The sequence below is a fragment of the Aporhodopirellula aestuarii genome (assembly GCF_023701485.1).
Classification (GTDB): domain Bacteria; phylum Planctomycetota; class Planctomycetia; order Pirellulales; family Pirellulaceae; genus Rhodopirellula; species Rhodopirellula aestuarii.
The window spans coordinates 35,224-49,414 of record NZ_JAMQBK010000043.1 but is presented as its reverse complement, the minus strand read 5'-3'; the positions used below and the strand labels follow the sequence as shown (position 1 = coordinate 49,414).

Annotated in this window: 10 protein-coding genes; 6 read left to right on the top strand and 4 right to left on the bottom strand. The window is 56.7% G+C overall.

The features are described from left to right. Positions 1-17 precede the first annotated feature (17 nt). The gene (locus NB063_RS16725) at positions 18-1,367 is read left to right on the top strand and encodes a DUF1501 domain-containing protein (RefSeq protein ID WP_407652648.1); all 1,350 of its coding nucleotides are present in this window, start codon (positions 18-20) and stop codon (positions 1,365-1,367) included. Between the two features lie 95 nt (positions 1,368-1,462). Here the strand turns inward: NB063_RS16725 and NB063_RS16720 are convergent, their stop codons facing one another. Beyond that, positions 1,463-2,539 carry a sigma-70 family RNA polymerase sigma factor gene (locus tag NB063_RS16720; RefSeq protein ID WP_250929890.1) on the bottom strand — a complete coding sequence of 359 codons (1,077 nt, stop codon included), beginning with the start codon at positions 2,537-2,539 and terminating at the stop codon, positions 1,463-1,465. 562 nt (positions 2,540-3,101) lie between these two features. On the opposite strand from NB063_RS16720, the gene NB063_RS16715 reads away from it, so the two are divergent. Next, on the top strand, positions 3,102-3,803 hold the full coding sequence (locus NB063_RS16715; protein WP_250929889.1) for a cobalamin B12-binding domain-containing protein: 702 nt from the start codon (positions 3,102-3,104) through the stop codon (positions 3,801-3,803). A 110-nt stretch (positions 3,804-3,913) separates the two neighbouring features. On the opposite strand, the gene NB063_RS16710 is transcribed toward NB063_RS16715, so the two are convergent. Further along, positions 3,914-4,879: a hypothetical protein gene (locus NB063_RS16710; protein WP_250929888.1), complete on the bottom strand. Its 966-nt coding sequence runs from the start codon at positions 4,877-4,879 to the stop codon at positions 3,914-3,916. A 321-nt stretch (positions 4,880-5,200) separates the two neighbouring features. Between NB063_RS16710 and NB063_RS16705 the strand changes: the two genes are divergently transcribed. The 4 genes from NB063_RS16705 to NB063_RS16690 all read left to right on the top strand — a co-directional run bounded on the left by NB063_RS16705 (position 5,201) and on the right by NB063_RS16690 (position 12,155). After that, complete coding sequence (locus NB063_RS16705; protein WP_250929887.1) at positions 5,201-6,394, top strand: phosphoglycerate kinase; 1,194 nt, start codon at positions 5,201-5,203, stop codon at positions 6,392-6,394. Positions 6,395-6,911: 517 nt separating this feature from the next. Then, positions 6,912-10,220: a DUF1553 domain-containing protein gene (locus NB063_RS16700; RefSeq protein ID WP_250929886.1), complete on the top strand. Its 3,309-nt coding sequence runs from the start codon at positions 6,912-6,914 to the stop codon at positions 10,218-10,220. 9 nt (positions 10,221-10,229) lie between these two features. After that, positions 10,230-11,678 (top strand): DUF1501 domain-containing protein, encoded by a 1,449-nt coding sequence (locus NB063_RS16695; protein ID WP_250929885.1) that lies wholly within the window; start codon positions 10,230-10,232, stop codon positions 11,676-11,678. An 18-nt stretch (positions 11,679-11,696) separates the two neighbouring features. Next, a complete protein-coding gene (locus NB063_RS16690; RefSeq protein WP_250929884.1) occupies positions 11,697-12,155 on the top strand; it encodes a GyrI-like domain-containing protein in 459 nt (152 codons plus the stop codon). A gap of 36 nt (positions 12,156-12,191) precedes the next feature. Here the strand turns inward: NB063_RS16690 and NB063_RS16685 are convergent, their stop codons facing one another. Both NB063_RS16685 and NB063_RS16680 read right to left on the bottom strand, forming a co-directional pair. Then, a complete protein-coding gene (locus tag NB063_RS16685; RefSeq protein ID WP_250929883.1) occupies positions 12,192-12,545 on the bottom strand; it encodes a VOC family protein in 354 nt (117 codons plus the stop codon). An 85-nt stretch (positions 12,546-12,630) separates the two neighbouring features. After that, on the bottom strand, positions 12,631-14,073 hold the full coding sequence (locus NB063_RS16680; RefSeq protein WP_250929882.1) for a UDP-glucose 6-dehydrogenase: 1,443 nt from the start codon (positions 14,071-14,073) through the stop codon (positions 12,631-12,633). Positions 14,074-14,191 lie beyond the last annotated feature (118 nt).

The window sequence follows — 14,191 nt, the reverse complement described above, 5'->3', positions numbered from 1 at the left end:
TGCTCCGGCAGTCGGGAATGGGATTCGGCATGCTGGCCGCCTCCAGCTTGCTGGCCGAGGAAGCATCCGATGACAGCGCCGGTTCGCTCGCGCCCCGCCAACCTCACTACCCGGCTCGCGCCAAACGCGTGATCCATGTCTTCGCCAACGGCGGGCCGTCGCAAGTCGACACGTTCGATCCCAAGCCGATGCTGAAAAAGATGCAGGGCAAAACGCTAGGGGAAAAACTCGAAAAGAACCGCCGTCTCGGAGGAGTCGCCCACGCCTCGCCGTTCAAGTTCAAACAGCACGGACAGGCAGGCATCCCGATCAGCGAACTGTTTCCCCAACTGGCCCAACACGCCGACGACCTCTGCGTCATCCGATCGATGGTCACCGATGTGCCGAATCATGAACCGGCGCTAATGATGATGAACTGCGGCGACATCGTGCGCCCACGCCCCGCCGTCGGATCGTGGGCGTTGTACGGATTGGGGACCGAAAACCAAAGCCTTCCCGGATTCGTTGCGATGTGCCCGAAGGGATTGCCCACCGCGGCAACGGCCAATTGGCGAAGCGCATTCCTGCCCGGGATCTATCAGGGCACGTATGTCGATTCGCAGTACAACGATCCCGACCTCCTTGTCGCCAACATTCAAAACGAGTACCTGCTAGCGAAACAGCAAAAACAACAGATCTCATTGGTACAACAACTCAACGCGTTGCATTTGGCCGATCGCCCCGGCGACCACTCGCTCGAGTCTCGCATCCAATCACTCGAACTCGCGTTTCGCATGCAAGACGAAGCATCCGATGCGTTCGACATCAGCCGCGAACCGGCACACGTTTTGGAAGCCTACGGCGACAACCAACAAGGGCGACAATTGCTGATCGCCAGACGCTTGGCTGAGCGGGGCGTTCGCTACGTCCAGGTCTATCATGGTGCCGGACAACCATGGGATTCCCACGCCAATCTCGAAGCCGGCCATCGCCGTTTGGCGTCGGAATGCGACGGACCGCTTGCGGCATTGCTCGCGGATCTCAAACAACGCGGCATGCTCGAAGACACCCTCGTTATTTGGGGTGGTGAGATGGGCAGAACGCCCACGGTTCAATTACCACTCGGCCCCAAACCGGGACGTGACCACCATGACGACGGTTTCACGATTTGGATGGCAGGCGGTGGCGTCAAAGCGGGACATATCCACGGCACCACCGACGAGGTTGGTTTAACCGCCGTGGAAGATCGTATGCACGTGCACGATTTGCATGCCACGATTTTGCACCTGCTCGGGTTCGATCACACCCAGCTCACCTACCGATACAGCGGCCGCGACATGCGACTCACCGACATTCACGGCCACATCGTCGAAGGCATCCTCGCCTGAGCCAGGCACCCCTTCAACTTTCAATCGCGTCCCAACGTCCGCGTGGCGAACGTCGGTGCGACTTTCATCGATTTCCCGCCACCGGGAGTTGTCGGTTAGTTTTCGAGCTCTGCCAGATCGGTCGTGCCTGCCATTGCCCGGAGTTTGTCCATGGCCCGACGCTCGAGTTGTCGAACACGTTCTTTCGAAACACCCAAGCGATCGGCAAGGGACTGCAGGGTGTGCACGCGACGGTGTGACCCCAGCGAGAAACGCGCCCGGATGATGAACTTTTCGCGTCGATCCAAATCGCCGAGCATGACACTTAGTCGACTTCGCAGTTCATGCCAACGAGTTTCGCTGATAGCCGAAGTCCGTTCTTCTTCACCGATATCAATGTCCATGTCTTGCAACCCACCCACTACTTTCTGGCGTTCCTGCTGCCTCGTCACGACGGTGCGATAGGCGTTACGTCGGACGACTTGCGTCGCATACGTGCTAAAGCGGAACCCACGGTCAAAATCAAACTTCTCCACGCCGCGAATTAACGCGATGATCCCGTCGCTCAACAATTCGTCAAAGCTGTTGTTCGCATTGACGAACTTCTTGACGATCGAAAACACCAGTCGCAGGTTGGCTTCGACGATCCGGTCACGGTGCCAATCCGCCAGCGCGACGTACAACTCGATCAGCTCAAGGCGTTGACGCGAAGGTCGCTCGGGATTCAACACGCTGCGATGAATCGCGGCTTGTTGCAACAAGTAGTTCATTCGCTCGAACAGCAGGCGTTCTTGCTCGGGAGTCAATAGCGGGGCCTCGCAAAGACGCCCCAGGTGAATCGGAAGATCGACTCCGCTGCGGCGGATCGCTGCGATCCCCAATGCCGTCTGACGCTCGGCGAGTCCAAGTTCTGCCGAAAAGATCCGCTTGCCTTCGCGAGCCGAACGAAATCGTTCATTGCCAATGAAGTCGATTTCTTGACGAAGGCGTTGCTTCGTCAACGCTCGAAGCTCGCTGGTATCGGCGTCCGTCAAATCACGAACATGCTCGCGAGTCTCGGCGATCGCCACCTCCAGTTCGGGAGACTGCAACCACGCAGGTAAACGTGCCGCCAAGGACGAGGCCGTCACCCCTTCGAACCGCTGTGGCGCCGCTGCCGCCTTCCGCGTCTTGGACTTGGTGGATGAACTCATGATTTTTTACCTAAAGCTGCTCGTTAGGACGGAAACTCTGGCGGACATGGAACCCATGGCTCGCGATCACCTCGACCAATGAACGTTTTCTAAAACAAAAACGTTCACCTGATCTAGATATATCCGTGGAAGGGAACCAAAGCAAGCGGAATGGAGGAAAATACTGAAAACAGCGAAAGTTCTTGACTTATGTCTGGCTCGTGTCTGAGGCTCGATCCGATTTGACGATGGGTTACACTTGATCATCTGCACGAAATCAAACGCCAAAAACGTTCATTTTGTAGGTACTTCACTCTAAAATGACCGTTTGGAGTGCGGGGCCGTCATTCACTTCTCGAAAATTGAAAAATTGGCTGCACAACAACCTCTCTTTTCGCCGAAACAAGTCGCTTGCGCTTTAAGCGTTAGCGAGTCGTCTGTGAAACGCTGGTGCGATTGCGGTGCCATTTCCATCGAAAAAACGGCGGGAGGCCACCGAAAGATTTCACTCGAGGCGTTACAGCGTTTTCTCACACACTCTCAACGAAGCCTTTGCAGCCCGGAATCGCTGGGTTTACCGAAAATGCCGCCATCGCGAACGGTTCGCTTGGAGGGAAAAAATTCTCCTAGGAATCAGGCATTTCGCGACGCGCTCGCCCGTGGTGAATACAGCGCTTGCTGCAACCTGTTGCACGAGTACATTGCTGAAGGGGCGACGCGAAGCCAGGCGGCCGAGTGTCTGATCGCCGACGCGATGTATGGGCTGGGCCGCGCATGGCAGTGCCAGAGTATCGACGTTTATCAGGAACGACGTGCCTGCGAGATTGCACTTCGCCTAATTTTCGACCTCTATCAGTCGCTGCCCGCTGTTTGTCCTGACGCGCCAATCGCGATCGGCGGCTCGCCCGCAGGGGATCCCTATCAGTTGCCAACGGCGTTAGTCGAACTCACGCTGCGAGAAGCTGGATGGAAAGCGACCAACCTGGGCAATCACCTACCACTTGAGAGTTTTCTACAAGCGGCAGCCGATTGCAAACCGAAACTGGTATGGCTCAGCGTTTCGACCATTGAAGACGAAGAAAAATTCATCGCCGACCAAAACCGTATGGCCGATTCACTCAGCGATGAGGTGGCGTTGTTTGTCGGCGGACGTGCCTTGACCGACGCGATTCGTCCACGTCTCCGCTTCACCGCCCACTGCGACTCACTCCGGCAGTTATTGGATCTGGCGGAGATCCTGCGGATCAAATGCGAACACACCGAGATGGCCAAAGACGGACAGTGACGCTGCGCAGTTGGCCACCGATGGACAATTTTCCGCCGAATCACGTGGTCATTCTCGATCAGCGACGCGACTGAAGTCTGCGGTCAATCGACGCGGTCACTCACGATCCGCTAGCGATTGTATCCGTCGTTTGCCGATCGCGAACGAGCCATTTCCCGCGTTTCAGAGCCACTTTGGCCCGCGGCCGCCTGTCGCGCCGAATGGGAATGGGCTCCCGACTGGCCGCGGCGGGCAACGGTCACGATCGTTTCGGCGAACGCTTTGCGAACCGGCGGCTCGACTTGTGGTAGCCGATCGGCAATGTCGAGCATCGCCGACGGATTGTGGCTACTTGACTGACTCACCTGGGCGATGAAATGGGCGGTCTGCATGAAATTACTGTCCGCTGATCGACCAATGATCGGACTGAGCGTGCGAGCGATCAGGTCGACGCCAAGGCTTTCGAGCTGAACAAAACAATCGAGCGTGCCCGAAACCGTGGTCTGCCCGTCGGATCCTTGGGCGTAGGTGGACCGCAGGACGAAAACGCCTTTCCCCCGAATTGGCGTAGGTGTCATTTTGCCGTCATAGGAACCGTCAATCACGAAAATGTGCTGCTTCGTGTCGCCATAGACCAGATCCACTTTGCACACCGTCCCGACACCGTCACTGGCCTCGATTTGATACGGGCCGACGCGTCGACTTTGCACGTTCGTAATCCCCATCAGATCCCACAAACCGACCAGAACGTCGGGATTGCGGGTGAGGAATAGGAACATGTCCTGATCGCAGCTGATCGCTTGGCTAGGTAGCTGGCGAAAGAGTGTCGGGTTCTCGGCAATTTGTAGAATCTGGGTACGAGCCGCTGGAGTCAAACGATCCAGAGGCAGGGAGTCCAGGATTGCCCGGCGGTGGGCGACCGAGCCCACGCGAGGCTCGCTATCGGAGTTGCCGCCCCAGCCCGGTACGCTCGGAAAGCGACGCGCTGGGGTGTTTTGTGCATGCAAATCTCCGGCAAGGATCAGCCAAATCGAACATCCGGCGACCAGCGCCCAAACCGTTCGTTTCGTAAAGCGCGTGCATGAATCGTCCATCATGGGTGTGGATATCACCAGCACCGCCCCCTAACTTGCATTGATTTTGCGTTCATTTCACGGAACGATCGCGACATGTTCCACCAAAGTCGCGACAGACCGGCACCGGTTGCGGCTCATTCCAACCAAACCGCAGGGATGCACTCTCTGGTTTCGGTTACGCGGATGGTAAGACGTGAGGAAACCGTGCCGAGGATATCGAAAAACCATCGGCCCCTTCGCGACCACGGGAATCTGTCCGATACTGGGCCGCCCGCTCGAATGAATTTCAATCCAATTTCGAACTTACTCGCTTTTTCCCAAGAAACCGGAGCACTCCTTCCGATGGCCAAGAAAACAATCGACCAGACCGACGTCCAAGGCAAAACTGTCCTCATGCGGGTCGATTTCAACGTCCCGCTCGATGAGCAGAACTCGATCACCGACGACCGCCGCATCCGCATGGCCCTGCCCAGCATCAAGAGCGTGATCGAGCGTGGCGGTAAACTCATCCTGATGAGCCACCTCGGACGCCCCACCGGCGGAGAAGGCGATGAAAAATACTCACTCCGCCCCACCGCCACCCGCTTGGGTGAGATGCTCGGCAGCCCCGTTCACTTCGCCTCGGATACCGTTGGTGACGACGCCAAAGCCAAAGCCGCCGCCCTCGGCGCCGGTGAAGTTCTCGTGCTCGAGAACCTTCGATTCAATCCTGGCGAGAAAAAAGGCGATGCCGAATTCGCCGGCAAACTCGCCGCGATGGCCGACGTGTACTGCAACGACGCCTTCGGAACCTGCCACCGTAAAGACGCCTCGATGGTCGCAGTCCCCGAAGCCATGGAAGGCAAACCACGAGTCGTCGGTCACCTCGTCGCGAAAGAGATCGCGTATCTTTCCGACGCGATCAGCTCCCCGGCACGCCCCTTCGTCGCGATCCTCGGCGGTGCCAAGGTCAGCGATAAGATCAACGTGATCAATAACTTGCTCGGCATCTGCGACGCGGTGCTGATCGGCGGTGCGATGGCGTACACGTTCTCACTGGCCGAAGGCGGCAAGGTGGGCAACAGCCTCGTCGAGAAAGACAAAGTCGAGTTGGCGAAAGAACTGCTCGCCAAAGCCGACGGCAAACTCCACCTGCCAACTGACACGCACTGTGGCGATGATTTTGGAAACATCGCTGGCTGCAACAAAGTCGTTGTGAAAGCCGGTGAGATTCCGGACGGCATGGAAGGTCTCGACATCGGCCCTGAAACCGCCAAGGCATACAGCGACATCATCAAAGGTTCCAAGACCGTCGTCTGGAATGGCCCGATGGGCGTGTTCGAAAAGCCACCGATGGATGCCGGAACCAAAGCGGTTGCTCAAGCCGTCGCAGACAGCGACGCGACCAGCATCATTGGCGGTGGTGACAGCGCCGCGGCAGTCGAACAACTCGGCTTCGCTGATCAAGTCAGTCATGTCAGCACCGGTGGCGGCGCCTCACTCGCGATGCTCGAAGGGCAATCCTTCGCCGCAGTCGACTTGCTCGACGAAGCATAACAATCGAGTATCGACAGATACGATTTCCAAATCCCCGCCAGATGCTCATGTCTGGCGGGGTTTCTTTTGACGCGTGTTTCTCCACGCGTTCGTTTTCGGATCACTACGCCGAAAATAGAAACGACGCGACTCGCGTGCTTTGAAGTTGCGTTTTTGACTTCACCTTCCCGCCTGAGTGAGGCTCGGACGCGGCAGCGACCGGAAAACGCCTTCTCCACAGTCGCCAGGATTTTTCGATTTCTTTCCAGCGACAACTTTCAAAACCCGTCAAAGTATTGTGGTTTCAACGCGTTAACCGCGAATTCAGCGTCAAATTGGAACTTTGCGGGTATAATTTGCCGCACCACGGTAGTAGTGAAAGAGAGCTACTGACCTGCCGTTCCACTCGTATTACGCGAGAGTGCCCACCGCCTGCCTCACCCGCCCCTGCCTCCCCCCCACCGCTCTGTCAATGTTTTCAATAACAACGCGTCGCTGTCGGATCTTATCCGCGGTCGCTCTATCGATCACATATGCGATGCCTTGCATCGCTGACGAAGCCGTTGATTTCAATCGCGATATCCGCCCGCTGCTTTCGGGCAACTGTTTGATCTGTCACGGCCCCGATGAAGAAGAGCGTGCCGCCGGTCTGCGACTCGATACCGAAGAAGGTTCGCGAGAAGACCTCGGCGGATACGCCGCGATCGTGCCCGGTGCACCTGAAGACAGCGAGCTGCTCGAACGACTCACGACCGATGATGAAGACCTGCGGATGCCACCAGAGGGCAAAGGACGTGCCTTCGCACCCGAGGAAGTCGAACTCGTTCGCCGGTGGATCGAACAAGGCGGCAGCTACGCCAAGCATTGGTCGTATGTCAGACCCCAGCCACCTGAGCTTCCCGAGGTCAAAAATAATGAGTGGCCGATCAACGACATCGACCGATTCATACTCGCGAGACTCGAAGCCGAAGGTTTGACGCCTTCGCCGTGTGCCGATCGCCTCACTTTAGCCCGCCGCGTTTCGTTGGACTTGACCGGTTTACCTCCGACCTGGGAAGACGCCAACGCGTTCGCCAACGATCCCCGTCCTGACGCCTACGAACGCTTCGTCGATCAACTACTCGCTTCGCCATCGTTCGGTGAACGCTGGGCACGCGTTTGGTTAGACCTCGCCCGGTACGCCGACTCATCCGGTTACGCCGATGACCCGCCGCGAACGATTTGGGCATATCGTGACTATGTGATCCGGTCGCTTAACGAGAACAAACCGTTCGATCAATTCACGATCGAACAAATCGCCGGTGACCTGCTCGAAAACCCCACGCCGGATCAACTCATTGCGACCGCCTTCCATCGCAACACGATGACCAACAACGAAGGCGGCACGAACGATGAGGAATTCCGAAACGTTGCCGTCGTCGATCGCGTGAACACAACCATGGCGGTATGGATGGGAACGACCATCGCGTGCGCACAGTGCCATACGCACAAGTACGACCCGATTACACACGACGAGTACTTTCAGTTCTTCGCGTTCTTCAACAACACCGAAGACGCGGATCGCAAAGACGAACGCCCCGTGTTGGATGTTTGGGCCGACGAACGACTTCGAACCAAGCAAGAACTGCAAGAACGCATCGCCGAACTTGAATCGAACCTCGACCGCCCCACACCCGAACTGCGAAACGCCCAGAACGAATGGCTCGCCTCCGTAAAGGCCCAGCCCGACTGGAAAGTCCTTCGCCCCGTCTCGGCAACATTGCCCGAACATTCTCTCAGCGTTGACGAAGCAGGTTGGGTGACCACCGAGGACGATACGCCGGCAAACTCGCGGTGCCTGGTGCAGATTCCAGTGACGGAGCGCATGACGGGATTTAAACTACGCGTCCCTGAGCAATACAAAAACCTCTTTAAACCCACACAGATCTCTGCCTTCTGGAAACCCGACCATCTCTCAACGATCGACGCGAGATATCTCCGGATTGAATTGCCCGGCAAAAAGAAGATTTTGCATCTCGCCGAGGTTCAAGCATTCGTCGGCGGTGACAACGTTGCCTCACGCGGCACCGCGACACAAAGTTCGACGCGTTCGGGTGGAAACGTCCAGTACGCCATCGACGGAAATACGGACGGTGATTTCAAAGCGGGTTCCGTCACCCACACCGAGATCGAAAATGCCCCTTGGCTCGAAGTCGATTTCGGCTCGACTCAGCCGATCGAATCGGTCGCCATATGGAATCGCACCGATGGCGGCAAAGCGATTGCGGGGCGTCTCGCCGGGCTCCAGATTTCGTTGCTCGATGAGAACCGAAAAACGGTTTGGACGCATACTCCGGAACAAACGCCTGCCCCGAAAGGTGAATACGCCACCGACGGCAAAGTCAACTTGCAACTCACTCCGGTTGAAGCTCTATCCGGCGACGGAACCACCGTCTCCGAGCAATCATTCGCAATCGCCCCACCGAATGATCGATCAAGCGGCACCGTTACCATCGAGTTGGCATCGATCCCGGTCGGCACGACCAAGTTCCAATTGCTCGCAACGTCGGACGAACATTTCTCGCAATGGGCCGTGATTCCACGAGACGTTCGCAATCGCATCCTCGCAACCAAGAACGAGACCTCAACGGACGACGCAAAGATCAGCAAATACTTCCGCAGCATCACACCGCTGCTCAAAAACGAACGTGCGCAAATCCAAAAGCTGGAATCGAAACTCGCCGCAATGAAACCGGACACGACCGTCCCCATCATGCGGCAGTTGCCCGAATCAAAACGACGCACCACCCACGTCCACCTTCGCGGCAGCTACTTGAGCCCTGGCAATGAAGTCAGCGAAGGGGTCCCGGCTTCGCTGCATCCATTACCCGACGACACGCACGGCTCACGACCTGATCGCATGGACCTCGCCCGTTGGCTGATCGATGAAAACAATCCGCTCACACCGCGCGTGATTGCGAACCGACACTGGGAGCAAATTTTCGGCATCGGCCTCGTCGAGACCAGCGAAGAGTTCGGCTCGCAAGGCGAGTTGCCTTCGCACCCCGAATTACTGGACTACTTGGCCGTGCAACTACGCGATGGCGGCTGGGATTTGAAAGCGTTGCTGCGACTGATGGTGACATCGGCGACCTACCGTCAAAGCTCGGTGGCAACGCATGAACTGCTCCAGCGAGATCCGGCCAACCGGCTCTGTGCACGCGGCCCACGTTTCCGCGCATCCGCGGAACTCGTTCGCGACCAAGCGTTATTCGCAAGCGGCTTGCTCAGCCCCAAAATGTACGGGCCTCCGGTTAAGCCCGTGCAGCCCGACCTCGGACTCAAGGCGGCCTTCGGTTCGGCTACCGATTGGCAAACGAGCAACGGCGAAGATCGCTACCGGCGTGGCCTCTACACGATGTGGCGACGATCGAGCCCGTACCCTTCAATGGCCCAGTTCGACGCGCCGAACCGAGAGGTCTGCACCGTGCGGCGAATCCGGACGAACACCCCACTGCAAGCACTCGTCACGCTCAACGACCCCGTCTACATCGAAGCCGCCCAGGGATTGGCGAGACGCACCGTGCCGTCGAGCGAGGCGGACTCCGAACGAATCCAGTTCGCGTTTCACCAGACACTGTTGCGTGAGCCGAGCGAATCGGAAACGGCTCGCTTGGAAGAGTTGCTTGATGAACTAATCGCGTTCTATTCGGATCGCCCTAACGAGGCGATCAAGATGGCTACCGAACCGTTGGGGCCATTGCCACAAAGCGTGTCCGACAGCGAATCCGCAGCGATTGAGTATGCCGCATGGACCGTGTTGAGCAACGTGATTTTGAATCTCGATGAAATGTTGATGAAACGATAAGGCGAAATCATGGACCCACGAATCGAATCCCTTCATCTAAATACTCGGCGACATTTCCTGCAGCAATCCACCGCAGGATTGGGTGGCATCGCACTGGCGAGTCTGCTCGCCGATTCTGCCGACGCCGGCCGCCCGGCTGATAATCCGATTGCGGTGCAACCGCCCCATTTTGCTCCCAAAGCAAAGCGGGTGATCTATCTGCACATGACCGGTTCACCGCCGAACCTCGACATGTTCGATTACAAACCGGAACTCGTCCGACGCGATGGCCAGGATTGCCCTGACGCGTTCTTGGAAGGCAAAGAGTTCGCGTTCACGTCGGGTGTGCCAAAACTCATGGGCTCTCCACGCAAGTGGTCACGTGTGGGCAAAGCCGGGATGTGGATGTCCGATGCGATCCCCCATCTACACGACGTGGCCGACGAGATGTGCGTGGTTCACTCGATGCACACCGACCAATTCAACCACGCCCCCGCGGAACTGCTCGTTTTTACCGGTTCGCCGCGATCAGGACGGCCCTCGATGGGGTCGTGGGTCACGTATGGCTTGGGCAGCGAAAACGAAAACCTACCGGGCTTTGTCGTTTTGATCTCCAGCGGCGTGCAACCCAACGGCGGCAGCAATTCGTTCGGCAGCGGCTTTCTTCCCTCGGTCTATCAAGGCGTGCAGTGTCGATCCAAAGGCGATCCGGTGCTGTATTCCTCCGACCCTTCGGGCATGAATCGTGACCTGCGTCGCAAAAGCCTCGATGCACTTCGTGATCTGAACGAAATGCAAGCCGCGAAGATGGGGCACCCCGAAACACTGACACGGATCGCCCAGTACGAACTGGCGTTTCGAATGCAGGCTTCCGTTCCCGATGTGATGAACATCTCGCAAGAGAGCCAACAAACCCTCGACGAGTATGGGGCCAAGCCTGGCGAGTCCAGCCTCGCAAACAATTGCTTGCTGGCGCGGCGTTTGGTTGAGTCCGGCGTGCGATTTGTCCAGTTGTTCGATTGGGGATGGGACTTCCATGGAACAAATGCCAGCCGAGGCATCACCGATGGGTTGACGCAAAAATGTGCCACGATGGATCAACCGATCGCCGCACTCATCAGGGACCTGAAAAAACGCGGGCTCCTCGAAGACACGCTCGTTGTTTGGGGCGGAGAATTCGGACGCACCCCCTTCCGTGAAGGCCGCACCGCGCGTAGCAACGTTTTCGGACGCGACCACTACCCTGACGCCTTCACGATGTGGATGGCCGGCGGCGGCATGAAGGCCGGATTCGAATACGGAGCGTCCGATGAACTCGGATTCAACGTCGCCGAAAAACCGGTTCATGTTCACGATTTGCAAGCCACGATCTTACATCAACTCGGGCTCAATCACGAACGTCTTACCTATCGGTTCCAAGGTCGTGATTTCCGATTGACCGACGTCCACGGTGAGGTCGTGAAGGACCTACTCGCCTGAACTCAGGCGACCGCGAAAATGCAACAGGCGACCTACCAAGTCGAAGAGAAACGAATCGATCCGATGCTGGTCGCTAGCGTTCGCATGAAGGGAAAATACAGCGATTGCGGTACCGGCTTCGCCAAGATCAGTAGCAAATTCGGTAGATTCATTTGCGGCAAACCGATGCTGCTGCATCACGACAGCGAGCAGCGCGTCGACGACGCCAATTTCGAAGTCGTGATGCCGATCCAACGCGGTGAATCAACGGATGAAATCTCCGTCCGCGAACTCGCCGGAGGTGACTGTCTGTCACTCATGCACCTAGGTCCCTACGAGGAACTCGGCCGCTCATACGAAAAGATTCTCGAACACGCCAAAGCCAAAGGCGTTGAAATCAAAATGCCCACCCGCGAGATTTATCACAAAGGCCCCGGGATGATCTTTCGGGGAAACCCCAAAAAGTATCTCACCGAAATTCAAATGATGGTCAGCTAAACTGCTCGTCTCTCCAAACGCGTCCGCTTCACTCGACTAGCGGTCCGACCAAACCGCCAACTCATTGCCGGATGGTTCAGCGAATTGGAATCGTCGACCGCCAGGAAAAGAGAAGATTGGTTTCAGAATTGTGCCGCCACATTGCTGCACCTTCTCGAGTGTTTCTTCTAGCTTTTCGCTGTAGAAAACAATTAACGCGGAACCGGTCGCGGTGGTCGCCACGGCATCGGACCGAAAGAACCCGCCGTCGACCGCAGCGTCTGAAAACGCCGCGTAGTCTGGACCATAGTCGGTGAACGTCCACCCGAAACACGATTCAAAAAATGCCTTCGTCGCCTCGAGATCGCGTGACGGAAATTCAAGGTAGTTGATGGTTTCGTGCTTCGGCATCTCGTTCTCGCTCAACGGTTTCGGGGAACCAATCTGATTCGACAGCCAACCGTGATGGCTGAAGACTCAGATGACCAAGCACCCATTATCGCGAAAAACCGATGCCCTGATAGATGAATCCGATATCGGCCAACGGCAGGTTTTTGAGGATATTGCGTCCATCGAAAATGAACGCTGGTTTTTTCATTCCGTCGTGGATCCGTTCAAAATCGGCGTCGACAAATTCGTCCCACTCCGTCAGTACCGCGACCGCGTGGGCATCCTTCGAGGCGGCGTCGACGTCCGAGACGATTTCAACGTTTTCTTCAATCAGTTTTGCCGATGCGGCGCTCAGTTCGGAATCGCCGTTTCGCATCACGTCGGCGAGTTCGCGACGGATTTGTTCCGCGTCGACCTGCGGATCATAGATCGATAGCTTCGCACGCTCCCGCAAGAGATCGCGGCAAACATAAATCGCCGCCGATTCACGCGTGTCGTTGGTATCTTTCTTAAATGCGAAGCCCCAAATTGCGATCTTCTTGTCCGATACGGTGTTGAATAGCGTTCGCACGATGCGATTGACGAAGCGACTCTTTTGGTAGTCGTTCATCTTGATGACTTGTTCCCAGTACTCCGCAACCTCGGGCAGCCCGAAGTATTCACAGAGATAAACGAGGTTGAGGATATCTTTTTGGAAACAGGAACCGCCGAAGCCTACCGAAGACTTCAAGAACTTCGGCCCGATTCGCGAATCCATCCCGATCGCCATCGCAACTTCGTCTACGTCCGCCTCGGTCGCTTCACACAACGCGGAGATGGAGTTGATCGACGAAACACGCTGTGCCAGGAAAGCATTTGCGGTGAGTTTGGACAACTCACTGCTCCACAAATTTGTCGTCAACAATCGTTCACGCGGAACCCAGTGGGCATAGACATCGACGAGCGCGTCCACGGCTGCTTTGCTTTCTCCACCGATCAGAACTCGATCCGGCGAAATCAAGTCTTCGACTGCGGTTCCCTCGGCCAGAAACTCAGGATTGCTGAGTACGTCGAACGTCGCACCGGTCGAAGCACCCGCGAGGATCGTCTTGATCGCTTCTGCAGTGCGCACGGGGAGCGTCGATTTTTCGACAACGATCTTATGTCCCTCTGAAACTTCCGCAATTTTGCGTGCGCATTTTTCGATGAACTCCAAATTAGCTGCACGTCCGGCACCGACACCGAAGTGTTTGGTGGGCGTGTTGACAGAAATGAAGATCATTTCCGCTTCCGCAATCGCGCGATCCACGTCCGTTGTGAAATGCAGGTTCCGTCCGCGGCTTTCAGCCACAACGTCGTCCAACCCCGGTTCATAGATTGGCAATTCGTCACTGTTCCACTGAGCGATCCGGGCCGCATTAATATCAACGACCTTGACCTCAATATCGGGACACTGTTTGGCAATCATCGCCATCGTCGGTCCGCCGACATATCCCGCACCGATGCAACAAATCTTACGAATCGGCTTGATATTGGCTGTCGTATTTGCCTGAGGTTCGGTAGCAATCATGGAGTCGTGACAGATTGTAAAAGGAAGGAATGGAGCCATCGGGTTCCGGGATTACAAACCCCATGTTAGTTATTGAAACAGCAGCTCGCGAAGGGGCTGCCTCGATTGAGCCTGATCA